At 51.5% G+C, this 25,162-nt stretch carries 21 protein-coding genes; 4 read left to right on the top strand and 17 right to left on the bottom strand.

What is annotated here, in order from left to right; translation table 11 throughout:
• Window positions 1-16: 16 nt before the first annotated feature.
• From B7989_RS00710 to B7989_RS00690, 5 genes are read right to left on the bottom strand one after another with little or no spacing between them, the layout of a single operon-like run.
• Window positions 17-886: a patatin family protein gene (locus B7989_RS00710; RefSeq protein WP_233144190.1), complete on the bottom strand. Its 870-nt coding sequence runs from the start codon at window positions 884-886 to the stop codon at window positions 17-19.
• Window positions 886-1,419, bottom strand: a complete 534-nt coding sequence (locus tag B7989_RS00705) for an NUDIX domain-containing protein (RefSeq protein WP_088626737.1) — start codon at window positions 1,417-1,419, stop codon at window positions 886-888. The genes B7989_RS00710 and B7989_RS00705 overlap by 1 nt, the downstream gene beginning before the upstream one ends.
• A complete protein-coding gene (locus B7989_RS00700) occupies window positions 1,403-3,907 on the bottom strand; it encodes a hybrid sensor histidine kinase/response regulator (protein ID WP_088626736.1) in 2,505 nt (834 codons plus the stop codon). The genes B7989_RS00705 and B7989_RS00700 overlap by 17 nt, the downstream gene beginning before the upstream one ends.
• Window positions 3,891-4,988 (bottom strand): BMP family ABC transporter substrate-binding protein, encoded by a 1,098-nt coding sequence (locus tag B7989_RS00695; RefSeq protein ID WP_088626735.1) that lies wholly within the window; start codon window positions 4,986-4,988, stop codon window positions 3,891-3,893. The genes B7989_RS00700 and B7989_RS00695 overlap by 17 nt, the downstream gene beginning before the upstream one ends.
• Window positions 4,985-7,624 carry a hybrid sensor histidine kinase/response regulator gene (locus B7989_RS00690; protein ID WP_144264925.1) on the bottom strand — a complete coding sequence of 880 codons (2,640 nt, stop codon included), beginning with the start codon at window positions 7,622-7,624 and terminating at the stop codon, window positions 4,985-4,987. Before B7989_RS00690 ends, B7989_RS00695 begins: the two co-directional genes overlap by 4 nt.
• 54 nt (window positions 7,625-7,678) lie before the next feature.
• Here B7989_RS00690 and B7989_RS00685 point away from each other — a divergent pair, with 54 nt between their 5' ends.
• Window positions 7,679-8,767 carry a serine hydrolase gene (locus B7989_RS00685; RefSeq protein WP_088626733.1) on the top strand — a complete coding sequence of 363 codons (1,089 nt, stop codon included), beginning with the start codon at window positions 7,679-7,681 and terminating at the stop codon, window positions 8,765-8,767.
• 17 nt (window positions 8,768-8,784) lie between these two features.
• Window positions 8,785-9,558: a sulfite exporter TauE/SafE family protein gene (locus tag B7989_RS00680; RefSeq protein WP_088626732.1), complete on the top strand. Its 774-nt coding sequence runs from the start codon at window positions 8,785-8,787 to the stop codon at window positions 9,556-9,558.
• Here the strand turns inward: B7989_RS00680 and B7989_RS00675 are convergent, their stop codons facing one another.
• From B7989_RS00675 to nhaA, 3 genes are read right to left on the bottom strand one after another with little or no spacing between them, the layout of a single operon-like run.
• Window positions 9,559-10,509: a tetratricopeptide repeat protein gene (locus B7989_RS00675; RefSeq protein WP_088626731.1), complete on the bottom strand. Its 951-nt coding sequence runs from the start codon at window positions 10,507-10,509 to the stop codon at window positions 9,559-9,561.
• A gap of 46 nt (window positions 10,510-10,555) precedes the next feature.
• The gene (locus B7989_RS00670; protein WP_088626730.1) at window positions 10,556-10,906 is read right to left on the bottom strand and encodes a GIY-YIG nuclease family protein; all 351 of its coding nucleotides are present in this window, start codon (window positions 10,904-10,906) and stop codon (window positions 10,556-10,558) included.
• On the bottom strand, window positions 10,906-12,252 hold the full coding sequence (gene nhaA, locus B7989_RS00665) for a Na+/H+ antiporter NhaA (RefSeq protein ID WP_088626729.1): 1,347 nt from the start codon (window positions 12,250-12,252) through the stop codon (window positions 10,906-10,908). The genes B7989_RS00670 and nhaA overlap by 1 nt, the downstream gene beginning before the upstream one ends.
• 310 nt (window positions 12,253-12,562) lie before the next feature.
• On the opposite strand from nhaA, the gene B7989_RS00660 reads away from it, so the two are divergent.
• The gene (locus B7989_RS00660; protein ID WP_073057186.1) at window positions 12,563-13,453 is read left to right on the top strand and encodes a DUF58 domain-containing protein; all 891 of its coding nucleotides are present in this window, start codon (window positions 12,563-12,565) and stop codon (window positions 13,451-13,453) included.
• A 69-nt stretch (window positions 13,454-13,522) separates the two neighbouring features.
• Here B7989_RS00660 and B7989_RS00655 read toward each other — a convergent pair whose 3' ends face one another.
• The 6 genes from B7989_RS00655 to B7989_RS00630 all read right to left on the bottom strand — a co-directional run bounded on the left by B7989_RS00655 (window position 13,523) and on the right by B7989_RS00630 (window position 21,918).
• Entirely contained in the window at window positions 13,523-15,946 is a 2,424-nt protein-coding gene (locus tag B7989_RS00655) for an AAA family ATPase (RefSeq protein ID WP_088626728.1), read from the bottom strand.
• Between the two features lie 22 nt (window positions 15,947-15,968).
• Window positions 15,969-16,673, bottom strand: a complete 705-nt coding sequence (locus tag B7989_RS00650; RefSeq protein WP_088626727.1) for a hypothetical protein — start codon at window positions 16,671-16,673, stop codon at window positions 15,969-15,971.
• 305 nt (window positions 16,674-16,978) lie between these two features.
• A complete protein-coding gene (locus B7989_RS00645; RefSeq protein WP_088626726.1) occupies window positions 16,979-18,931 on the bottom strand; it encodes a translation factor GTPase family protein in 1,953 nt (650 codons plus the stop codon).
• 12 nt (window positions 18,932-18,943) lie between these two features.
• Complete coding sequence (locus B7989_RS00640) at window positions 18,944-19,159, bottom strand: hypothetical protein (protein ID WP_088626725.1); 216 nt, start codon at window positions 19,157-19,159, stop codon at window positions 18,944-18,946.
• A complete protein-coding gene (locus B7989_RS00635) occupies window positions 19,152-20,540 on the bottom strand; it encodes a DNA methylase (protein ID WP_088626724.1) in 1,389 nt (462 codons plus the stop codon). The genes B7989_RS00640 and B7989_RS00635 overlap by 8 nt, the downstream gene beginning before the upstream one ends.
• A gap of 1 nt (window position 20,541) precedes the next feature.
• Window positions 20,542-21,918, bottom strand: a complete 1,377-nt coding sequence (locus B7989_RS00630; protein WP_088626723.1) for a sensor domain-containing diguanylate cyclase — start codon at window positions 21,916-21,918, stop codon at window positions 20,542-20,544.
• A gap of 150 nt (window positions 21,919-22,068) precedes the next feature.
• On the opposite strand from B7989_RS00630, the gene B7989_RS00625 reads away from it, so the two are divergent.
• Window positions 22,069-22,623, top strand: a complete 555-nt coding sequence (locus tag B7989_RS00625; protein ID WP_088626722.1) for a DUF1353 domain-containing protein — start codon at window positions 22,069-22,071, stop codon at window positions 22,621-22,623.
• Here B7989_RS00625 and B7989_RS00620 read toward each other — a convergent pair.
• The 3 genes from B7989_RS00620 to B7989_RS00605 are packed head-to-tail and all read right to left on the bottom strand — an operon-like array spanning window position 22,620 to window position 25,139.
• Complete coding sequence (locus tag B7989_RS00620; protein ID WP_233144188.1) at window positions 22,620-23,696, bottom strand: hypothetical protein; 1,077 nt, start codon at window positions 23,694-23,696, stop codon at window positions 22,620-22,622. The genes B7989_RS00625 and B7989_RS00620 overlap by 4 nt on opposite strands.
• A 43-nt stretch (window positions 23,697-23,739) precedes the next feature.
• The gene (locus tag B7989_RS13800; RefSeq protein ID WP_144264924.1) at window positions 23,740-24,402 is read right to left on the bottom strand and encodes a hypothetical protein; all 663 of its coding nucleotides are present in this window, start codon (window positions 24,400-24,402) and stop codon (window positions 23,740-23,742) included.
• Window positions 24,402-25,139, bottom strand: coding sequence for a tetratricopeptide repeat protein (locus tag B7989_RS00605; RefSeq protein ID WP_088626720.1), 738 nt, complete (start codon window positions 25,137-25,139; stop codon window positions 24,402-24,404). Before B7989_RS00605 ends, B7989_RS13800 begins: the two co-directional genes overlap by 1 nt.
• Window positions 25,140-25,162 lie beyond the last annotated feature (23 nt).

The following is a 25,162-nucleotide window of genomic DNA, read 5'->3' as shown; positions in this document are numbered from 1 at the left end:
CCACTCGCAATGACGTTTATTTTTCTAGAAATTCAAGCAACTTGGGCATGAGCGCGGTCGTGTCTTTCACGCCCATGTCGTAAAGTTCCACCAGTTTAGACTTGTCTTTTTCGAGGCGCGAAATCTTGAATTCTGCGCTCGGGCGGATCATGAACGCAGAACCTTGAGCGACACGTTCTTCCAGCGTGCGCAGGCACTGGTTGTAGCGAATGTGGCGGTTCCTTGCCGCTTCGATAAACTTGGGGTACTTGCGGTAGATAATCTTGAACAGGGGAATCATGGAATTCGGCTTCTTGACAAAGCCTTCAGGCTGCGTGACGATTACGACCTGCTTTTGATAGCCCATGCCTGTGAATACTTCGAACGGAATGCTGTCGCCGACACCGCCGTCCAGAAGTTTCATGCCTTCAACTTCTACAATATGGCTCATGAGCGGGAGCGAGGCCGAGGCGCGAATCTTGTCCATGTCTTCGGGCTTGTCCAGATCGCGAGTGAGCAAATATTCGGGGCCGCCTGTTTCCAGGTTCGTAGCGACCGCATAGAATTTCGTTTCGGCTGTATTCTCGCGGAACTTTTCGAAATCGAACGGATCGACCACGCGCGGGATTTGATTGTAGCAATAATCCAGTTCGAAAAAATCGCCAGTGCGAATCAGGTTGCCCCAGCTCATGTAGCGTTTGCTTGCCGAATGAATGGTGTCGAGACGCTTGTTGCGTTCACGCTGTTCCGACAGATAGCTACAAAGGTGAGTGGCGCCCGCCGAGGTTCCGGCACATGCGCCAAACTTGATACCGTTATCTAAAAATACGTCCAGTACGCCGGCCGAATAGGCGCCGCGCATGCCGCCGCCTTCGACAGCAAGCGCAATATCCTTATACATCGCCATTAGGCATTCTCCATGAGCCACAAATAATCTTTCGGATGTTCAACGAATTTTTCAGGATGCAACTTGTGCTTTGCAAAGAATTCTTCGCGGGTCATCCAGGTAAAGCTATCGACTTCGCCCGGCTGCGGCACAAGAGAATCCGCTTCCTTGTCGCTGAGAGAAATCTTGTAGACATCGTAGTATTCGTTGTCGAGGTAAGAGCCGCCGTTAAGCACGCTTTCGTGCTTAGCCTCGAATAGATATTCGAGGTCGCGCGAACTCTTGTGCACGCCCAGTTCTTCGCGCAGTTCGCGCACGGCGGCATTCACGCTGGAATCTCCGGCCGAAATATGACCCGCGCAACTGGTGTCGAAAAGCCCAGGATTATTTTCCTTGACGCGACTGCGCAACTGGAACAGAATGCGGCCCTTGCTATCGAAAGCCCAAATATGCACCGTGCGGTGCCACAGTCCCTTGGCATGAACTTCGGTACGCCCGCGCGAATATCCGGCAGGGGTTCCATCCGCTTTCAAGATATCAATTTGCTCTTCCATCCATCACTCGTTCTTTAATCGCCCGGACAATGCGCTTGTATTCGCGCATCAAGTCTTCGTGACGTACGCGCACATAATCATAGTCGCCTTCGTTGCAGGCGAATTCCATCGACTTTGCAATACTTGCAATCTTTACCGCACCGATGTAAAGCGAAGCGCTCTTCAGCATCTGCACCATCAAGCGGTAGCTTTCAAAGTCTTCGTCCTTGAACAACTTGTTTAAAACCACATCGTACTGTTTATCGACATAGACCATCATCTTCTTGCGATAAAGGGCTTCGTTCCTTTCGCAACAGAACAGGCCCACCGAGACATCCAGCACGTCGCTAGGCAAGTTCTCGTTCGTCTTTTTCGTCTCTTGAATCAGCACCGTTTTCTTCACGGGCTTTTCTTCTACAGGTGTCGGCTCCACCACTTCTTCTTTCTTGGGAAGTTCATCGTAATGGTTAATCAATTCCTTCGGCAAGAACTTCAGAAGAATCGTGAACAGGGCATCTTCGTGAACCGGCTTCGTCAAGAAATCGGCAAAGCCAGCCGTCTCACAAATCGTCTTTGCCGTAGCGCCATCATCTGCCGTAAGCATCACAATCGGAGTATGCTGATTCGGATGATCGTCCAGCGTCTTCATAATGGTCAGAATATCCAAGCCATCGATAATCGGCATCGTGTGGTCAAGGAATATAATGTCATAATGGTTGCGCCTGAACTTTTCAATCGCCTCCATGCCGTTCGACACCGAATCAAAGCGGGCCAAGGTTTCTTTCATGAGACCGCTCATCACGCGCAAATTCATGGGCACATCGTCAATGGCCAAAATCGACGCATTCGGAGCAAAGAAATGAATGGACTGGTTCTCTGACGCATGCACGAATTCATTGTACCGCGTCTTGAAATCGCCCATCAGTTCATTTTTAACGACCTTCTGCGGGATCGCGATTTCGATGACCGGGAGCCCATCTGCAATATGGCTGCTCCGGATTGTGCCGCCGAGAGCGCCCACCAGCATCTTGACAAGCGTCAGCGAAGCACCCGTCCAGCTCACGCCGGCATCCGGCACATCGATCACCAAATCAATCTTCTGGGTGCTTTCTTCACCGTTTTCGTCTTCGACCCAGCGGTAACCAATCTGGACAATGTTTGCGCTGTTGACAATCAGGCGTTCTGCGTTGAACAAGATATTGCTTACAATCTGCCACAAGCGAGACTCATCGCCTTCGAGCAGAGTCGGAATCGAAGAATCCACCAACAGTTCGAACTCCGCCGACTTTTTGCGGTTATGGGCGGCACTGTAGCAATCGCAAAGGACCGCGAACAAGTCGTATTCCTTGATAGAAATTTCAAGGCTATTCGTGCGGATCTTGTTCATGTCCAAAATATCGTTCGAAAGCAAAAGCAGTTCCTGACCAGATGCTCGCATCTCGGCAACATATTCCTTTAGCGAGGGGTCACTCGATTCTCTCAAGACAATCGCACCCATATTCAAGACGTTCATCGCCGGGTTGCGAATATCCTGGCCCACAGACTCCATCATACGCAAGCGATCCAGTTCGTCACTCACCAAATGGTTCTTTAAGTGAGTTTCTCGATTCTTGCGAACCCAGAAGAACCGGATTCCAAGTCCCGTCAAGAACAACAGCATCAAGAATCCGACAACCCAGAACACCAAGAAAGACAATTGATCCAAGCCATCCGACACATCTGCGCCGGCGACCATTCCCGCAAGCACGAAATCGTCTTGCCAAAGTTTCGCCATGTAGAAGTAATATGTATCATCGCCAATTTGGACATTTTTCGCCGTGGCATGCCCGCCACGATCCATATCCTGACGGAGCTTTCCATAAATCTTGGCGACATCGACATCGCTCCACACGGAATCCTGGCGCCACTTTCCGGTATTGTTCTGAATCAGGACGCGTCCGTCGTTATCGATCACCTGAGCGAAGCATTTCTTGTCAAAGCAATCGACATCGAAGAAATCGTTTATCGGGATTTCGTCGTACTGCAAGTACAGCACAAATCGGACGTTATGGCCATGGAACACCGGAACGCCAAGCAAGATTCCCATCTTTTCGCTATAGCAAATCGATTGCCTGCCGCGGAACGATTCCATGACACATCGATACGTTTCGTCAGGCAACAGGAACTGCGAAGAGCCCGTGTACACCATTCCATCAAGCGCAATCAATCCGTAGCTTGAATTTTCATTCTTCACGTCCGAAAGCGCCAAGAAGTCTTCCACGCGCGAGCCATCCGCCTCTATCTTGCGCGCAATCATCGAAAGGGCGTTCAGGCGGATATGGATTTTTTCGTTCGCCAAGTCGGCAATCAAAACGGCCTGCTGCGACACCTGCTTTGTCATATAGACATTCAAAATGGCATCGAGCTTTACACGAAGCAATACGCAAACAAGGCACAGCACAAACACAACGGCGGCAAGCCACACCACCATCTTGATGTTGATTCTTGCTGTTTTAGGGGTTAATTCCATCGACTACCCCCTTGACATACCAATCAAAGCGATTCAACATCGCATCGTCGGTCATGCTTTCGCCTTCGCCCACACGGATTTTACCTTGGTTATCTTCGATCGGGCCATAGAACACGTCAAACTTTCCTTGTGTCAGGCGAATTCGTTCATCTTCAACAGCCTGGCGTATCGACGCGTCGACATTGCGAGTCATCTCGGCCAAGTCCATAATACCGCTTTCTAGCCCAAGCCAATAAGAGCGGCCTTCAAACTTATCCTGGAGCACCTCGCGAATTTTCGGAATATAGAAGTTTTCCCAATGCCAAACCGGCGCCGTCAGGAAACGTTCCGGGAACCTTTTGGAGTTGTCCCTATTGTAACCAATAATCCAGACGTCCCTTTCGTCTGCAATGTCATACGGCGACAGCGCATCCAAATGGGTCGTCAGGACATCGATATTGTGCTTTTCAAGCAACGAACGGGTCGAATCTGCCGCCCTGGATTCGTCGGTCCACGAACCGGTCCAGCTGACAAATACTTTCGCATCGGGATTCACCTTCTGAACACCAAGCGCAAACGCATTGATGCCGCGATTCACTTCAGAAATATTGAGTCCGGCCACATAACCGATTTCGTTCGTCTTCGTCTTCAATCCGGCCACAATTCCCGAAAGATAACGGAGCTGATACATACGGCCAAAGAAACTGGACAAGTTCGTCATCGACTTCAGCCCGGTCGCATAAAAGAACTTGACTTCCGGATGGTTTCTCGCCACGGCCATTTCGGCATCACCGTAACCAAACGAATTGGCAATGACAATTTTAGCGCCGTTGCTGATGGCCTCTTCCATCGCGTCCCGCGCCGTAGAATCGAAAGGGACATTCTCGTAATAGGCGATTTCCAAATCCAGAAGACTTTCCGCTTTCTGGATTGCTTCGTAATGAGTTTCGTTCCAGCTATGGTCATTACGGAGCCCCGCCATGATCATGGCGACACGGACTTTTTCCGGCTTATTCTCGAATCCCGTTTCGGGCCCGAACATGAACAACACGCCCACAATCATGGCAATCGCCAGTGCAGATGTAAGGACTATCCATCTCATCGTTCGTCAAGCCCCCTCTGGATATTTTCAATCAGTTCGGCATGCAGGGCCATTGCGAGCTCATGCGTATCCTGAACGACCTTCATTCGAGATTCACGGCTCGCCGTTTCCAGATTATGGAATATTTCCGCCATCGAAATTGCACCGATTGCAACGGACGAATCATAAAGCACATGCATGTAGAAGCGGTAGTTGTCCCAATCGGAATTCTTATAACAGGTATCCACGTTTCTACACAACGGGGAACCGACGTATTCCTGCAGCATTTCTACATAAATTTCTTCGTCATCGGCGCAGTAGTTCAAGCCGGCCTTGACATCCAAGAACTCGCTGAACGCCTTGAATCGGTCAAGCAGCGTCGGCGCCGTAACCGGGCGCAGTTCAAGTTCGTCGTCCCCATACGCCGTTTCAATCTTGTTGCTAGATGCACTTGCCACACCGTTCATCAAGTTCACCGTCGGAATCACAGGTTCCGTCAAGTCTTCGGGAGTCAGCACCAGTTGCTTGGGCAGGTACCACTTCATGGCGCGACGCAAATCGCGTTCCTTGATCGGCTTAAGCAAGTAATCGGCAAAACCTTCGGCCAGGAACAAATCCTTGGTCAACGATTCGCCTTCAGACACAAGGGCCACCACAGGCGTATTCTTGTTCGGATACTTGTCCATCATCCTCATCTTTCTAAAGACATCCACGCCGTCCATCACCGGCATCATGTGGTCCAAGAAAATCAGGTCGTAATGTCTGGATTCAACCAATTGCAGGCACTGGTGACCGCTCAGGGCTTCGTCAATCTTCACCTGCGAATTGTTCAAGAAGCCGCGGAACATCTTGATATTCAGTTCGACGTCATCGACAATCAAAATCCTTGCTTCAGGCGCCAGGAACACTTCCGCCACTTCCTTGTTCTTGCGAGAGGCATTCCTGTAGCGCATCGCGAAGTCGCCCATGGGTTCCGTATTCAGCACCAGCTGCGGGATTTCGACCAAGAACGAAGAGCCTTCGCCGTAGCGGCTGTTGATCGTCATTTGTCCGCCACACTTCGCCAAAAGCTCTTGCGTCAGGCTAAGCCCAAGGCCCATGCCTTCGATATCGCTTTCGTCCTGCGGACCCTTGGGGAGGTACCTTTTGAATATGGAATCGCGGTCTTCCTTGCGGATGCCGACACCGGTATCCTTAACGGCAATCTTCAGCATGATATAGTCATCGGTACGCAGCGAACCAATCGGCGGCAAGTTGTCAAAGCCCACCGACAAGGAGACCCCACCCACTTCGGTAAACTTGACCGCATTCGAAAGCAGGTTGTTGATAATCTGGATAATGCGGTTCTGGTCGCCCCACAGACAAGACGGAATATCGGGATCGCAGTCAATGTGGAAGGTCAGGCCCTTTCCTTTCGCCTTCGGTTCGTTCTCGTTATAGCATTCCTGCAAAACCGTAAACACATCGTATTCCATCGATTCGATGCTCAGGCGGCCCGACTCAATTTTCGAAACATCCAGGACATCGTTCACCAATGAAATAATGCTTTGCCCCGCACTCTGGATATTGTTGGAATATTCCTTCATGTTGTCATCGTGCAGTTCTTTCTGCACAATGGAATTCATACCGAGAATTCCGTTCACCGAAGAACGAATTTCGCGGCTCATACTCGTAAGGAATGCCGTCTTGGAGCGGTTCAGGCGAAGAAGCCTTAGGTACTTGGCAAATACTGCCGTGAACAGCAATACAAACAATACGTAAATCAAGAAGACGAGGATTGCATTGCGCAAAATCGAAATATTCAAGGATTTCCAGAGATTACCTTCTTCAACAAGGCGGACCACATACCATTCGCCCTGAATCAGCGACGAGAACACGCGATAGTCCCGGCCCCTCAAGTTAAAGACGAACGGTTCTCCGCTGGCAAACGAAATGGCGCGGGTCAGTTTTTCTTCATCCGTACCCCAGAAATCAGCCGACAAGTAGTTCTTTCCGTTCTGGGTAATATCGGTATGCGAAACAACCACGCCCTTCTTGTCGATAATGACTAGCATATTCGACAAGTCGCTCTTCTTGACATCGGCGAGCAAGTCCCTCAAGAACAGATCAACCGCAAGAACGCTTTTCTTATCTGAAAGGCGCAAACTGATGGTCACCACCTGTTCGCCACTACGCGGTTCCAGGTGAGTCGGAATCAAGGCAACCTTGTCCTTTTCCATAGGGGCATTCTGGTACCACGGCCTAATCGAGGGTACATAACCTGCGGCAGGAGTCCAACGGCCCCCGCTCAGGAATTCATCGCGGAGCAAACCAAACATATTGCACAAGACAATATCGTTCGAATGTCTGTAATATTCCGCTTCGGAAACCAGCAGCGATTCCATCTGCGCCAGCGTGGCCCCATGATCCAAACTCTTTTCTGCGATGCGAGTGGTTACGCGCAGCACCGATTCGCCGCGGGCCAAGATTCCATTAATCGCTTCAGCATCTTTGGCATTGGACATCTTGCCCGCGAGCAAGGTTTCTTGCTTCACGGATTCCAAATAATCTTTGAATATGTACACGCCGACTGTGGCAAAGGCTAGCCCCACCACAACAAGGATTATCCCGTAAAGAACTCTTACGCGATTCTCGTTTTCTATAGTCCTAGAGAACACAATCAAAATATAAGATATTTCGGAATAAAAATTCACTATGCTATATTTCTGTACATGAAGTTCGAAAAAGAAACATTAGAAGGCCTGCTCAAGAGGGCTGAATCCGAGGGAATTTTCAACAAAGCGGTCGCCGGGTTCATTTTGCCCGATGGCAGTCGTGAGATTTTGACGCTCAACACGCCCGAAAATACGGTTTTCGACATCGCAAGCCTCACCAAGGTGTGCCCCACCTCCACACTCGCCCTGAGTTACATTCTCGAAGGCAAGCTCTCGGTCGATACAAAGGTCATCGACTTCATTCCCGAACTCCAGACCAATTACCGCGAAGACATTCGTGTTTTCCACTTGCTGACGCACAGTCTCGATTACCGTGTGCCCATGAAGACCCTGCGCACGCTGCCCGCCGAAGGTATCTTGGATGCCCTTTACACCTACCAGTTCGAAAAGGCTCCCGGTGCCGACTTTAATTATGGCAATCCTGCCAGCGTATTGCTCGGGATTATCTTGCAGCGCCTTACCGGAAAAGACTTGCAGCTACAAGGCCGCGAACGTTTCTTCATTCCGCTCGGCATGACTCGTTCCGGCTGGGATCCGCTCACTCGCGACTGGAATCCGATTCCTAAAAATGAAATTTCGCCGACCGAAATTTGCAGTTTTAGGGGCCGCGAGATCCAAGGCGAAATTCACGACGAAAGCGCCTGGGTGCTGCGAAAGCTGTTCCCCGTTGGCAGCGCCGGCATGTTCAGCTGCGTTCCGGATTTACTGAATTTCGTACAAATGATTCTAAACGATGGCGTAGCCGCGAACGGATGTGGCGGAGAATGCGCACGGGTCGCTCCGGCGGGCATCTTGAAAATGGTCAGCGAAAACGCTTTTGCAGCGGGCTCCGCCAGCAAGTATTCTACCGCCAAGGATGCCTGCACCGCCCTCGGCTGGGAACTGAACAGCACCAAGTTCATGGGCGTAAAAATTTCGCCCCGCACCTTCGGCAAAACGGGATTCACCGGCACAAGCATTGTGGCCGACCCCGACAAGGGTGCCGCCGTCGTGCTGCTCAGCAACTTTACCTACCCGCACCGCGAAACGAACGCTGACCGCATCCACGCCTTCCGCGCATCCCTTAGCGACGCCTTCTTCGGATAATTCTATATTTGGGCGCGATGAATTTCGAGCCTACAGCACTTGCCCTCTACGCCGCCTACTTCGTCTTAGGCGCAGTGGTAAGTCTTATCAATAGCATCGCAGGCGGCGGCTCCACGCTGAGCCTTCCTATCATGATTTTCCTCGGGATGCCCGCAACTGTCGCAAACGGCACGAACCGTATCGGGCTTATTATCGGAAATTTCAGCAGCGCATTCAACCTAGCCCGCCACGGCTACTTGAACAAGCGCATTTTCTTGCAGCTGCTCACGCCTACGATTCTCGGAGCCCTTCTTGGCGCATGCTTCCTGGTACACATCGGCGACAAGCTGTTTCAGGCAATCCTCGCTGTCGTCATTTGCCTTGTGGTCGTGATGAGCAACCTGAACAAGAATGTCTTGGGAAAACCGCCTGCAAATCCGCCTGAAAAGTTGACCCTCAAGGGCGCTCTCGGATTTTTTGCCATTGCCGTTTACGGTTGCATCGTACAAGTCGGCGTGGGTTTCGTACAAATTTTCGGGCTCACCCGTTATACGGGACTTGCTCCCATCCAGATTAACGCTCTCAAAAATTCCCTCACCAACGTGTTCTTGGTGGTAAGTACCATTGCGCTCGGCGTGACCGGTAAAATCAACTGGCCCATCGCCGTGATTATGGCAGGTGGCGCCTGGGTTGGAGGCTATTTCGGTAGCTTCTTGCAGCGCAAAAAGGGCAACAAGTTCATCCAGCGATTCATTAGCGTTTGCAGCATCGGCATGGCCATCGCGCTTGTAGTCGACTTGATTGCCAAATAATCAGCTCTTGATATTCTTGTAATGTTCAACCAATTGCTTTAAGTTGAACGCTTCCTTTTTTTCTTGTACGGTTTTTAAGCCCGACATGATCTCGGCGAAATAATTAGCCAAATCCGCATCGCCTGCTAAAAAGGCTTCTTCGCAATTCTTTTTCGCCACCGCCACGACATCCGGATTGAACCCGAGCGTAACGCCAAAGCATTTTAAAGACTCCGTGACGCTCTCATCATTTGATTGATCATGTTCAATATCGACCATCTTGGCATACCCCAAAATATCATCGACGATTTCGTCTAGAACGCTGCCGGAATCCGTATAATTCAATCGCGCAAAACTGCAGTATACCGCTTCTAGGTACATCTTTTTATAAAGGAAATAATTGCGCAAGAATCTAAAACAGAGAATCAAGTCGCTCGCCCTGTAAGCGACCTTCATTGCCGCCACCGAATCTTCCACCACATTATCCCAACGCCCCTGGTCACTATGGATTCTCGCAAGCATCAGTCTGTATTTTGCCGAAACCGGATTCCACTTTGCCGCATTGGACATCGCCTTTTCTGCGTCAGGATAATTTTCCAAATACAAGTCCAAAAGACCCGCCTGCCGCCAAATAAATTCCATCGGGCAACAGGAATGAACGTTCTTCACTAACCGATTTGACAGGGGTTCAAAATAATGCCGGTAAAGGGCGCGTTCCATTCGGCTAGAAATCGAAATATATTCAACGGAATCGTCAGAAACAAACGGATGATCTTCGGCCACCTTCATCAAAGGCTTGACAAGGTCCAAAGCACCTTGATAATCCCTTTCGTTGGTTTGCACATCGAGCGATTCTTGCAGCAGGCTCATCACGCCATCGCGCCCCTCAAAAACCTGGAGCTTTTTTCCAAAGATGGCCGCCCGAACACGAAACAGAGCTTCAAGCGTATTTGTTCTGTCAGTAAAAAACATATCATCCCCTATTTTGACAGATTCGTTCTTGCAGAAATATACAATATCAATCGTCGTGAGAGGTAATGTTTTTCCGTTTTTCGCGGCGCTTGCGGGCGCGACTTTCTTCAAGCGTTTCGCCGAGGCCCGCGAGCAGTTCCGCAGCCAAGGCTTCGTCGCCGGCAGCGAGCATTTCTTTTTGCGGGCGGGGCAGTTTCTTGATGCGTGCTTCCAGGCGCAGCGCCTCTTCGTGGCTATTCAGTTCAAATTGGCGCAGAATACACTGCGGCGGGAATGCCTTGGTAAACTTGGCTCCCTTGCCGGATTTATGTTGTTCAAAACGAGCTTCGACATCGACGGCATACCCCGTATAAATGCGGTTTCCCGCACAACGGAGCATGTACACAAAGTGCGGCATTACGATTCTTCGTGATGCGCCTTCGACACCAGGTTCATGTAGATGGTGCCAAGGATTGCGGCACAGAAGCTACCCAGCAGAATACCGAGCTTGGCAGAATCCTGACGGTCGCCCACCTCGAAGGCGAGGTTCGCCACAAACAAAGCCATGGTAAAGCCGATACCGGCAAGCATACCACCGCCCCACAAAACCTTCCAGCTGTAGCTCGGTTTCACCGACACGCCCACCTTTACGGCGAGCAGGCTGAACAGGAAAATACCAATCGGCTTACCCAAAATCAAGGCCAACGCCACCGCACCCATCACAGGCACTTCCACGCCACCAAGCTTGATTTCGACACCTGCGTTGCTGAGTGCAAACAGCGGCATAATAAAGAAGTTCACCCACGGCACGAGCGGTTTGAAGAAACGTTCCTGCATCGAGATACTTTCGCGGGCACCACGCTTCAAAAGCGTAAACACTTCGTACTGTTCGTTGCGGTCCTTCGCTTCGCCCGAAAGAGCGCCACCCACGCTGCCAGCGAAATGAGCAAGCTTGCCCTTCGCAAGCACAGGCTTTGCCGGCACCGAGAGTCCGAGCAGCACGCCCGCAATAGTCGGGTGCACGCCGCTCTTCACAAAGAATGCCCAAACCGCAATACCAATCACGCCATGCAACAGCAGGTTACGCACGCCAATTCTAAACATCACGTTGATCAAGGCGAGCAAGGCAAAACCCGTACCGAGCGCAATAAAGTTCACGCCGTCGCCACTGGGGTAACCGATTGCAATCACGAGAATTGCACCGATATCGTCGGCGATAGCCAGAGTCAAAATCATCACACGCAGGGCATGCGGCACCTTCTTTCCGAGAATGGCCATGCAGCCCACGACAAAAGCAATATCCGTCGCAGTCGGAACACCCCAACCATGCGCCGCGCTATTTGCACCATGGGGGCAAAGCAGCAAATAAATCAAAGCCGGGAACAACATACCGCCAGCCGCCGCAATAATCGGCAAGCTCGCCGCCTTCGGGTTCCTGAGTTCGCCATAGGTCATTTCACCCTTGACTTCAAGCCCGATATTGAAGAAGAAAATCGTCATCATGGCGTCGTTAATGAGCCAGTGCAAATCGGCCGAACCGACCCAACTGCCAATCGTGAGCGCAAAAGGCATGTGCCAAACATGATGGTAAGATTCAGGGCTAATGTTTGCCCAGATCAAGGCTGCAATCGTCATGATAATCAAGACGATGCCACCGGTCGTCTCCACCTTCATCAGTCGTTCCATCGGCGTGATGATTTTGCGGATGGGGGTTTCCGGGAACAAATCTTCAATCTTGTCACTGCTCGTTACTTTTGCCGACATAGCTACCTGTAAATAGGGTTGTGTGATTCAGCCTTGCGCCTAACAAAATAATCATTTTTTTTGCGCGTGACCGCTCCAAGTTGCTTATTTTTCCATTTTTTGTATATGAAAGGGGGACGCCTCCCCCTCGTTCGCACCGCGCAGGCGCTGTTGCTCCCTACCCCCACTACGGGCGGACAGCACTTGGCGACTTGTCGCTTAGTGCGCATGGCCACCAGGGTGGGGAGGCCCCCGTAACGCCCCCGAACAGCGTACATAGCCTTTTTGGGGGATTTTTTGTATATTCTTAGCGTAAAAAAGAGACTTTGAGATGTTAGATAAAGAAGTTTTAAAGACCGTCAGTCGCATTGAACTTAGCGTTCGCGGCACGCTCGACACCGTGATGACCGGCGCTTACCACAGTTCCTTCAAAGGCAACGGTATGGAATTCAGCGAGGTGCGCGAATACATGCCGGGCGACGATGTGCGTACTATCGACTGGAACGTGACCGCACGAACGGGCACGCCTTATGTGAAGAAGTTTATCGAAGAACGCGAAATGACCATGCTTTTGATGGTCGACGCATCCAGCAGTTCGGAATTCGGTTCCGGCAAGCAGATGAAGGGCGAAGTCATGGCGACTTTGACTGCACTCCTCGCGTTCGCCGCCATCAAGAATAATGACAAGGTCGGCTTGCTGATTTACACCGACCAGGTTGAACTGTTTATTCCGCCGGAGAAAGGCCGCAAGCACGTGCTGCGTCTTATCCGCGAAATCCTTTACTTCAAGCCGCAGCACCACGGCACGAACACGCAGGTAGCGCTGGAATACGCCGGCAAGATTCTGAATCGTCGTGCCGTCGTCGTGGTGATGAGTGACTTCCTCGATGAAGGCTTCGAAAACGCATTCAAGATTCTCCGTAAGCGCCACGACGTGCTTGCGGTCTCTGTCGTAGACCCTCGTGAAATGGAACTCCCGCCCGCAGGCCTTGTGGAACTTGAAGACCCCGAAACCGGCGAAACCCTCCTGATCGATACTGGCGACGCTACCTTCCGCGAAGCATTCGCCCGCGAAGCCAAGCGCCAGGGCAAGGCGACCAAGGAACTATTCCAGCGCATGTCTATCGACTTCGTGCGCATCGAAACGCACGACGACTTCAAGGAAACCGTTGCCCCGCTTATCGAGCACTTCCGCCGCAGAGCCCGTGCGGCAAGAATGTAAAAAGAAACCGTGCAGGCTTTCGCCCGCACGGCCCCTTACCACAACACACCGGCAGGATGCACGGTATCTTTAGAAGCCCATGGATCGGCCCGCGTGGCTGTCCTTTGCGCTTAATTCCTTGCGGAGTTCGGCTTCGATTCGTTCGGCGCACTTGGCGCTTTCGGGCAAGAAACGCAAGCGGCCATTGACGGCGTTGAAGTCACCCGGAGTCAAGAGCGGCAGCTCGGTCACCGCCTTCGGGCATTCCACATTCGGGAAGAATACGTTCCAGATATGGCGAATGCCTTCGGGCTTCAAGTAACCAAAGCCAAGCTTCAGGGCAAAGCGGCGGCGACTTGCCGTGTCCAGCGTGCTTTCAAAGTTTGTCGCTGCAATGAAGATTCCCTTGAAGTTTTCCATTCGGGTCAAGATTTCGTTCACCTTCGAAACTTCGTGGCCTTGCATGGCGCCCGTACGGTCGCGCAAGAAGCTGTCCGCTTCGTCGAAGAACAGAATCGACTTGGTGCGTTCCGCTTCTTCGAAGGCGGCGGCAATGTTCGCCTCGGTCTGGCCGACAAACATTCCCAACAGGTCGCTTGCACGGCGCACGATCAAGTTACGGCCCAAGGTGCGCGCAATATGGCGCACGAATTCCGTCTTGCCGGTTCCCGGAGGCCCGTACAGCAAGATGTTCAGGGAGTTCGGAGCGGAATCTTCTTCGAGAGTCTTCCAGACCGAATCATAGTTCTGGACGACTTCCATGATTTCTTCGACGGAACCTTCCATATTCAGGCCGCTCAAGGTATAAGCGGGAGCATGGCATTCCACATCGCGCAGGGAACCCGTACTGATTTCCAGCAAGTTGGTGTGAGCCTTGAGCAGGCGGGCCATGGTGGGATAAGCCTTGACATCGGCCCCGCTCGCAAGCAGGTTCTGGGTAGCGCGCGTCGCAATCGTGAAGCCGCCAGCCATTGCCGGGAATTCCACCACGAGCTTCATCTTTTCTTCGGGCGTCAGCATGGTTTCCGCCCCCTGCGCCTTCAGCACCGATTCGAACATGTTCAGGCGTTCGTCCTTGGCAAGGCCCTTGAAGGCCATCGAAAAATCGAAACGGCGGCGAGAGCTCCTTTCGGTAAAGCTGATCGAGTTGGTAATCCAGATAATGGGGGTATTCACCGATTCAAAGAAATGGTTCAGGCTACCCTTTTCAAAACCGTTCAGCACCAAGTCGGCTTCGTCCATCAAGATAATGCCGTGCTCTTTTTCGCACTGCCAATCGGCGAGCATCGCCGCACGGATGCGGTAAAGCATCAGGCTCTGGGAACGCGTTTCAAAACGGCGTCCCATTTCCATGGAATTGTCGGCATCGATGCTCACTTCAAGCAAAGGGAGCCCCGCTTCGGCGGCGAGAGCCTTCGCAAGTTCTGTCTTGCCAGTACCTTCTACACCGTAAAGGAGAATGTTCAGCGGGCGATCCCAATTGTGGTGCTTGATCAGGTCAAGAGCCAAGATGGCATCGGGATTGTTTCCCTGCAACTGGGCGAAAGGAACCGTTCCCGGTTCTGCCAGATGGAAGGCCTTGAGGCCCGTGCTGTCACAGGAACCATCCAAGAAACACCCGACTTCCATGGGAATGTCCATATCTTCGCTGCACAAGCCCAGCTTGCGAAGCGTACTGTCTTTACCCATCAGCTTCATGACTCGGTCAACACTCAAGCCAGTCGTCATGGCAACTTCCGAAAACACCCTCGGGGAATCCGACGGCGGTCCAAAGCGATGGCGACGACGACCGAAAAATTCTCCATCCGGATCGCACTGCATGACATCGCGATTGCGCAACCACATGTAGAGAAGGATTTCCAACTCGTCATCGTCCAGGCGGTAAACCTCTTTTACCTTCAGCGCACGTTCATAAACCGGATCGTCGCGACGCACGCCCTTCTGGATTTTTTCAAGCGCAAAGTTCTTGAAGTTTTCGCACACGATATCCTGGACTTCCTTGTAAAGGAACGGTGCCATCGATTCCGCATCGACATCGACAATCGCCTTTACCAGGTTGTCGGTCACCCTGTCGGCGCAACCGAACTTCATTTCTTTGCGGTAACGGCAAATCTGGCGGAGCAGTCTGCCATTGCAATACTGCGTATCCAGTTCGCACTCATCCTCGTCAACATCGTCCACAATGTCATCGAGGAACGGGATATCGTCATCAGCGAATTCGCGGTCGATCGAAGCCTGCTTGCGGGCGGGCTTTACCGGCTTTTTCTTCGGCGTGATGAACGGATTGAAGATGTCAATAAAGCCTTTTACGATTTTTTCGCGGCAAGCACGCCCCATCAACTGAAAGGCGCTGGCCTTGTTCAGGCCATCCGGATTTTCGTCGATAATGCGGACCCAGTATTCCAGAATCTTGAGATCCGCGAAGCTCATCGGGGCGTTTGTCTTCGCAAATTTCTTCAATTCGGCCTTTTTGAGGTCGTTGTATACCTTTTTAAAGTAGGTGTTAGACTGCATAATTCACTCTCTTAAAATTCAACTAGGCGGCAAGGCGATAGAATTCCTTGTCGAGACCGTTTTCGACCAGAATCTTTCGAATCTGATTGAAGCGGTTGTACACCGTGGGGCGCGAGCAACCCATGCGTTCGGCGGTTTCGACTTCCTCGTAGCGGTCGCAATATTCCAGAGTTTCGCGGTGCGTCTTCATGAATTCCTTCAGAACCGGGTATTCTTCAACCATTTTCAAGGCCAAAGCCAACAACTCCTTCCAACTGGTGTCTTCATCTTCATTATCGTCACAAGGTCCGTCATTTGTCAAATCGGAATCGTCACTATAGTAATCGGCAAAAGAAAGGGTTTCGTCCTGGGTCATCAGGTCTTCGGGCGAAAGCTGGCTCGCCGGCACTTCGTGGGCGGTGCGTTCCGAGTTTTCGCACTTGTCTTCCACGAACTTCCAGTAAATCTTGGTCGTCACGAAGGTTTCAAAAGACGCTTTTTCGCTTTCGTCGTACTGCATAATGGCATCGATAAACAGCGGATAGATATCGCCGCCCAATTCCAGACGAAGAGCATCCATTTTCATCTTCATCTTGGAGAAATCCGGCTTGATGCGGTAAAAGAGGGCGACGGCACGGTCCGTCAACTTCTCGCCAAGGACTTTCCAGAGGCGATCTGCGATCTGTTCGCAAACGGAGGGGGTGGTTTGTGCAATCTTGATCATTGCAAGGACGATATTTTTGCGCATTGGCGCTCCTTTTTGTCGCGAGGCGACAGTTGAAAACCCCTTTGAGGCCGATCAAAGGACAAATGTGTAACATTAAACCAACTAGATAGTCGGATTTAAGATTTCTATTACGTCGGGAAGCTCTCCCTTAAATATAGCTTAAATTTAATGTCATTTATTGACATAACCCCTCCAAACACCTAAACCTCTTGAGCAGAGGAACTGCAATATAGTAAAAATAACTCACATTGTCTAGGGTACCAAAAGCGCATACACCACATTATCGCTTTTAGTTTTTGATTTGTCAAACGATTTTCAAAAAAAATTTAGAGGGTCGCCGGTTTATATCCGAGCAGCTTCATACTATATAATGCCGTACCCTTGCTGATGCTGCGAACGCCTGTGGCGTAACCGAAAATCTTGCGCAGCGGGACATCGGCCTTTAAAAAGTGGGTCTTACCGTCGCCGCCGATTTCTTTCACCTTGCCGTCGCGGGACTGAATGTCGCCCGTCACAAGGCCCGCAAAATTCACCGGGCATTCCAGAGAAAGTTCCATCACGGGCTCAAAAAGCTGGACATCGGCAGGTTTAATGAGTTTCGTGACCGCATCGGCGCAGGCCTTCTTGATCATGGGCGGGAGTGCCCCTTCGGTCCAGGTGAATTCATGGACTTCGAAGCAAACACCCACAAGGGGGCCCTTGCCGAGCACGCCGATTTCAGTCGATTCCAAAAGTGCAGAACGCACGCCGGCCAGAATTTCACGCGGGGCCGTTTCCAAGAATTCCGCCGACAGGCGGATGTCATGGGCATCGCCATCGAGCGGGTTTGCCGAAAGCTTAATGGAAATCTTGTGGGGACCCAGCTGGAATGTATTTTCGACAGGACCCACATTGCGGCAGAGGCGTTCCTGCCAACGTACTTCCGGGCTACCGGCTTTGACTTCGCAGCCGAATTCGCGCTTGAGTCGGGCAAGCAACACATCGAGCTGCACTTCGCCCACGGTATGCAGGTACCAGAATCCGCCATCGTCTTTTTGTACGCGGAAAGAGGGATCCATACGGGCAAGGACATTCAAGCTCTTTTCCACATGGTGGTAATCTTCGGCGCCCAAGCATTCCACGCGAGTCTGCAAAAGCGGCTGGTACTTGTCGCGAATCGAAGGTTTCGTTTCCTCTTCTTCGCAAGAAGGAATCGATCCATCCAGAGAAATCGTCTGTCCGAGTTCCGTTTCGAAGGGGCTGCGCATGGCGTAAATATCGCCCGAACGGATTTCGTCGACAGGCTGCAACAAGTTCGCCTTCAAGCGAGAAAATTCAAAACCCGCGGGCCATTCCTTGCGTTCCATGTTGGTATGGCTACGGAACAGCGAAATTTCGCCCACGCCTTTAAAATGGCGCAGTCGAATGACTTGGCCTAATTCATTGTCTGCAAATTCAGGCACATCGGGCAAGAAGAACGATAGCGCAGTTGTCAGGCTGCGTACCCCGAAGCCTTCAATGGCCGAGCCCGCATAGCACAGAGCATAATCTTTATTCTTCGCCAGTTCCTTCAGCCCGCGCAAAAGCGTCTTGGGCGGAACCGGCTTTCCTTCAAGCGCAAGCTGCAAGACTTCGTCGTCAAAGTTGCTCGCGAATTCCACCGCCTCGGCGTAATGCTTCTTTATTTTCTCGGTAGAATCGCTCACTTCGCCCGATTGCGGCCAGGAATCGTCTACAATTTCTTCGCCCGAATCCGAATGAATCAAGCGACTCTTGCTGAGCACATCAAGCACGCCCGACATGCGTCCACCCTTGTATTCGGGGAGCGTCATGAGCACCGGGCGCACGCCCAGAACTTCTTCAATATTGATTAGCGTTTCGTCAAGCGAATAATCAGGATTGTCAAGCTTATTGACAAACAAAATCGTCCGCACGCCCGCTTCGCGCAGTTTACGGAAGGCGGCTACCGTTTGCGTTTCCACTCCGCTCGCGGCACTCACCACAAGTACCGCGCCCTCGACGGCTGTCAGCGCCGTGTCGACTTCGGCACCAAAATCCACATGGCCCGGAGTATCGATAAAATTGAACCAGGTGTTTTTCCATTCGAAATGCGCCACGCCGCTTTCAATGGTAATGCCGCGTTCTTTTTCTTCGGGCATGTAGTCCATGGTGGCAAGGCCTTCTTCCACCTTGCCCGGCCGGCGAACCTCGCCCGCCGCAAAAAGAATACGCTCCGAAAGAGTCGTCTTTCCGGCATCCACGTGGGCAAGGATTGCAATGTTTCGAACAGGCTGAGTCATGATACCACTAATTTAAAAATTCTCGTCTAGCGTGAGCTCGTTCGCGACCGCCTCTTGCTTGCGTTCGGCCGTCGCACCAAGCGCCTCGGCATGCCCGCGCAACGCCGCAAACGGGTGGAAAATCTTCGCCCGGTCTTCCATGCTCATACGCGGATGCTTGATTAAGAAATTCCAATCGTTCCGCGGATACGGCAAATCGATAATATCGCTATAATCAAAATTAGGCACGGTGTCCTCCGATTTGTCCGTTGCGTTCAATGGTGGTGGCGCCCTCTTGCAAGTCCATCCCCTTCACAATGGCATTCTTGCCAAAACGCTTCTTGATAAGGAGTTCCGCCTTCAGGCGTTTCTTTTCGCGTTCCTGCTTTTTCACGTCGGTAAACAAGTCGTACTGTTCGTGGCTAGCGTCTACAATATCGGCGGCCACCAAGTTCAAGCGGCGCACCGTCAGTTTCGGGTCTACAATGCGGTCAAAAAGTTTCATGACGGCATCCGCCATCACTGACTGCGAGCTGGTATAATAACCAATGTTTGCCGTGCCGTGTGCAGGCTTCGGAATCGTGCGTCCATAAAAATCGGTCACAGTCACGCCGTGGTAAATTCCCTTGTCCACGTTTTCGCGGTCGTAACCTACCGTGAGCACCATCGCATTTGTTACTAGGTCGTGGGCAATTAAAGTCATCGAAACCGTATCCACCATTTCGCGCACCACAAGACGCGCCTTGTCAAACGGATACGGATCCTGCAACACCTGGCCTTCGCCCGTACTCCTGTTCCGCGGCTTCGCCTTCTTGATGTCTGCAATCGTGCAGGGCTCGTAACCCCAGGCGTGGTCAATCAAGATTTCTGCATTCACGCCGAACAGCTTGTAAAGCGCCTCGGGATTCTTGACACTCACGCGGGCAATGTCACCCATCGTGTAAATGCCACGCCCCGCATTCAGCCTGCAATTTTCCAAGCGCTCTGCTATACCGCGGCCCACCTGCCAAAAGCTCGTAATCGGCCTGTGCGACCAAAGCTGTTTGCGGTAACTCATCTCGTCTAGTTCCGCGATGCGCACGCCATCTGCATCCGCTTCCACATGCTTAGCCATCACATCCATCGCAATCTTGCACAGGTACAGATTCGTGCCGATGCCGCCCGTGGCCGTGATTCCCGTAGTCGTGAATACATCTTGGATAATCGTCTTTACCAGTTCGCGGGCGGTCTTCTTGTACAACTTCAGGTATTTCGTCAAGTCCAGAAAACATTCGTCAATGGAATACGCGTGAATATCTTCGGCGCTCACATATTTCAGGTAAACATTGTAGACCTTCGTGGAATATTCCACGTACTTCGCCATTTGCGGTTTCGCGATGGTGAATTCAATCTTTTCGCCCGTGCGTCGCTGTACTTCACGTACCTTCTGGTTCACCTCGAAAAGCCGCGCACGTCCCGGAATCCCGTAAGCCTTGAGCGCCGGCGTTACCGCCAAGCAAATCGTCTTTTCGGTACGGCTTTCGTCGGCCACCACCAATTTTGCCTTTAAGGGGTCAAGGCCCCGGAGAATGCATTCCACCGAGGCAAAGAACGACTTGAGGTCAATGGCCGCATAAGTGCGTCCCACGATTTTACCTGTATTTTAATTCAGGGTGTTCGGCGTAGAAAGAATTTTTATCGACATACATCCGCTCGTCAGCAATATGCATTGCCCGACGGACATCGGGATCACCATAACAAGTGCCAATGGAGAACCGCACATTTTCGGACAGCTTTGCCATCGTGCGGATTTTGGCAACACGGGTGTTCAACTCCTCTTCCGTAATGTTTGAAGCAAGCACCATGAATTCGTCGCCACCGGCACGGTACACGTCTACTTCCGGGAAAACGTACCGCAAAATTTCTGCCGCCGAGCACAGCACTTTATCGCCAGAGATGTGTCCCTGTTCGTCGTTGGTGCGCTTCAGACCGTTCAAGTCAGCGAATACAACGGCTTCAGGCGTCGGCTTGCGTCCTGCCACAATCTGATCGATAGTATGGTTCATCACATTACGATTTTTCACGCCCGTCAGCGAATCAATCGTGCTCATCGTTTGAAGCTTGTTCAAGAGCAGGTAGCTCGAAATCTCGGACGCGATAAGGAACGTCGTGACTTCAAGCGCTTCCTTAATCTTCAGAGTATCGTTGACATTAAAATTAACTGCCCACAAGTAGCCGAGCAATTCGCCGCCATGGCGCAGCGGGAAAAGTACAATCGTCTTTACGCCGGAAAGGTCAAGCATCGAGCCCCAAATCGGATTGGCCAAGCGAAGCTTTTCCATATCGCGTTCGTCTTTCGCGATAATGCAAGTACTGCCGGCAAGTGTTTCGGGCCATGTTTCTGCAATCGCGTAAAAGCCTTCGACATACCGCGACATCGGCTTTATTTTTAGGTCATCGCGAATCGATTCCGCAAAAATCGAGCACTCGCGATTTTCGGCATCGGTGAGCAAAATGCAGCAATGGTCGGAACCGCAAGATTTACGGATATCTTCGACCACTTCCTGAAAAGTCTGCTTGACATTTTCTGCGCCGCGCAGTTTGATACAGGCCTTGAGGACATTCGTGGCGGTTTCTGCAGAAAGGTCTGCCATGGCCGAAGAATCCGCCTTGGGCGCCACATCGTAACAGTAAATGCAATAACCGACATTTTCGCGGTCAGAGTCCAGCGGCATCAAGAACATGTTCAGCCAAAGACCCATCATGTACAGGTCAACGTAAGCATGGAGAGGCTTGCCCGACTGCACGCAGCGGAAACAATGGTCCTCGAAATTCAGATTCTTCGGAAAACACAGCTCATACGGACAACCCGGCACAAACGGGTGCCCCTGAGTTGATTCCATTTCTTCGCAATGAGCCTTGTTCCCCGCCACCACGCGAATGTTACCGTAAGAACCATCCGGATAGAGGTCTACGGACATTACGCAGGCATTCGCCCTATAATGCGATAGAATCTGATCAAAATCCATACAAGTTTGCCCTCCCACGGCATTCTTTTACTCTTTTCATAAATAATTTAAAAAGATTATCAAATAATCTCGCAATTATCAATAAATTAATTACATAAATATTATCTTTTAAGGTGAGTGCATCATCTGCGATGCACCCAAAAGGAGTCTATGTCCATCTTAAAAAAGTATATCGACAAGCTGCAGAGCCGTAAATACCTGCAAAAAGACCGCAATTCCATTACCGTGGACGATGTGACCATCGATTTCCCGCTCGTCTTCGAAGGCAACGGCAAAATGTATTTCTTCAAGCTTGACCGCTATGTATACGTCAAGGGTTCCCGCTACACCAAGGCCGACGGTAAAACCCGCGATTTCTTGCTGACATGCCTTTTCAAGAAGGGTTTCATGACCGACGGCGCATCCGCCCCGAAATTCGCACAATGGATCGTCCCCGATATCAAGAAGGGCAACGACGTCTACAACTCCGCACCGTTTATTCACGACGGTCTTTACATGTACAAGGGCACCATCACCGGCGCAGACCTCACTCGTGAAGAATGCGACGATATTCTCCGCGGTATCTGGAGAATCTCCGGCATGGACCGCGTGGTCGCAGGCGCCGCCGACCTCGGAATCAAAGTCTTTGCAGGCTCAACAAGCCATTGGGGCGACGACTACAACAATTGCAAGCACCTGTTTGTCGCTAAACTCGAATACCGTTAATCGCGGTGTTCGTACAAATACAGATTCGCTTCAGGCTCCGCAAGTTCGGAGCCTTTAATTTTCCATTCGTCATCGGTTCCGGTGCGGTACTTGACCACCACACGATAGCGGTTGTCGGTCTGCAGCACTGCTTTCGGAACAGTCCAAAAGTTTTCAGTGCCCACGACCATTTCAAGCTCATGGGCATCACGAGTGTCAACGCCGTAAATCGAGATGGACTTGACCATGTCTTTGGGGTTGCGTACCTGGATGATGCTCCAGAATTCGCTGGCGCCTTCCTTGACCCAAATCGAGGTGGAATCGCCCCATACGCCTTCGACGCCTTCGCAGCTCACGAATTCCCATTCGCCGGAGTAACGGCCCACTTGAATTCCCATGATATCGCTAGCAGGAGCGCCGCCCAAGTCCACGCCGCAGTTCGCATCGGGGCAACGGTCGGTAATGCGCACCGTGACTTCTTTCCAACCGTCCGGCGTTCTCGCCTTCACATGTACGCAACCGCCGCAAGCGGCGCCGCCATTCCACGGGCCCTTTTCATCGCCCGGAGAAACATTCACATGGATTGCCGCATAGTATTGAATGTTGGTCTGGCCGTAATTGCAAGCGCCACCCAAGCTCGTTTCTTTCGCCGTAATGCTTCCGTAGGTGGTCACGGAACCCTTGCCGCCATTTTCGGTGAGTTCGGGGTCTGCCGCAGTAAAGCTATCGCAATTCGTACACTTGCCATCGTCAGACGATGCAGGAGCAGAATCAGAAGAAGCCGGCGCCACACTCGACGAAGAAACCTCCAACACAACGGATGAAGAAGACTCCGGAGCCGATTCAGAAGATTTCGCGACATCCTCCGAAGAACCCGGTTCTGTACTAGACGAAGAAGGCTTTGATTCCGAAGACGTTTTCTCCGAGCTCGAAGACTTTGCTCCGGCAGAATTATCCGCCGAAGAACTAGACAAGAGCGAGCTTTCGCTTGAAGGCGTATCGGCGGCATTTGCCGACGAAGAATCGTCACCGCAAGCGACAATGCCTGCACCCACCAGGGCGCTAAAACAAAAAACAAGGGCAAGATTTCTCATACCCTTGAATATATATTATTTATGGAGAAAAAGACTACTCGGCTTACCAGTCTTTTAAAGGTCTGGCTTGGCCGCGGATAGGTTTCCAAGGTTTGCGTTCGCCATTCTGCTCGTCGAAATCTTTGAGGAGCTGGGCAGCGTCTTCAGGGCTCATTTCACCCATCTGCACCGGCTGTTCCTGCGGTTCTTCGCCGCCATTGCTGTCGCTAGATTCACCTTCAGGCTGCTGCTCTGGCTGTTGGCCTGCACCGCCTTCGTTGCTGTCAGAGCTTTCGGCCTTTGAATCGCTGGACTGACCATTTTCACCATTTTGATCTTGATTCTGGTCCTGATTCTGCTGGTCCTTATCTTGATCTTGCTGATCCTTGTTCTGATCTTGGTTTTGCTGGTCCTGATTTTGATCCTGATTCTGGTCCTTGTTTTGGTCTTGGTTCTGATCCTGGTTATTATCCTGATTCTTGTCGTTCTTCTTGTTTTCGTTCTTCTGCTCGTCCTTGGCCTCGTGAATACGATCCAAGAGCATTTGCAGTTTCTGGTCGTTCGGATAATATTGCAGACCTTCGTTACAAGTAATTTCTGCCGAGGGCAAGCGGTTTTCGATGTACTGGAAAGCCGCATCGCTGTAATAAGCGCTAGCAGACTTCGGCGCCGCAAATGCAGCCACCGCAAGGAACAAGACCGCGACTATAGACATAATCTTTTTCATTAGATTACCTCCAAGTCGTTATCGGTGTTGCTGGCGTCAATCTTTGCCTTGGGCTTGCGACCGGCCTTAATTTCAATGACGTCGTCAATGCGCTGCACATGTCCGCTGAGCTGGCCTGCCGTTTCGTCTTCGGCAATCAGGTTCTCAAGCATTTCCTTTGCTTCGGCGTACTTGCCGTCTTTGCAAAGCTGCAAGGCTCGGGCCAGAACTTCCTTGGCCTTGTCGCTTAAAGGCGGCTGCTTCTGGTCGTTATTCTGGTCCTGGTTCTGATCCTGATTTTGCTTTTGCTTGTCAAGTTCTTCCTTCAGTTTGCGCTGAACGATTTCCACGTTCTTCTTCGCATTTTCGAAACTATTGTCTAGGTCAATCGCCTTCTTCAAGTAAGCGACCGATTCGCGCCACGCGGCAATGCGTTCACTGCCTTCGGCGGCTTTTTCGCCAATACGGAAATGCGTATTCGCCAAGTTGTAGGCTGCCTTCGCCGCCATCTTTTTATCCGGCATGCGCACGGCGCTCTCAAGCTCTTTCTTGGCTTCGTCATAGTTGCCGAGCTTGTACTGGCAAGTTCCGATATTGTAGAACAAAAGCGGGTTTGCAGGCTCCGCTTCACGGGCCTTCATGTACTTTTCGAGCGCACCGGCATAGTCGCCGTTCTTAAACAATTTATTGCCGTCATTAATGGGGCGTGCCCACAGGGCCGCCGACAGCATGCACAACAATATCACAAACAATCGCATTTTCAAGCCTTCACATTGAGTTA

This window comes from Fibrobacter sp. UWB5, assembly GCF_002210295.1.
In the GTDB taxonomy this organism is placed as follows: domain Bacteria; phylum Fibrobacterota; class Fibrobacteria; order Fibrobacterales; family Fibrobacteraceae; genus Fibrobacter.
Note: the sequence above shows the minus strand (reverse complement) of the source record. Positions and strands in the feature narration are given on the sequence as shown.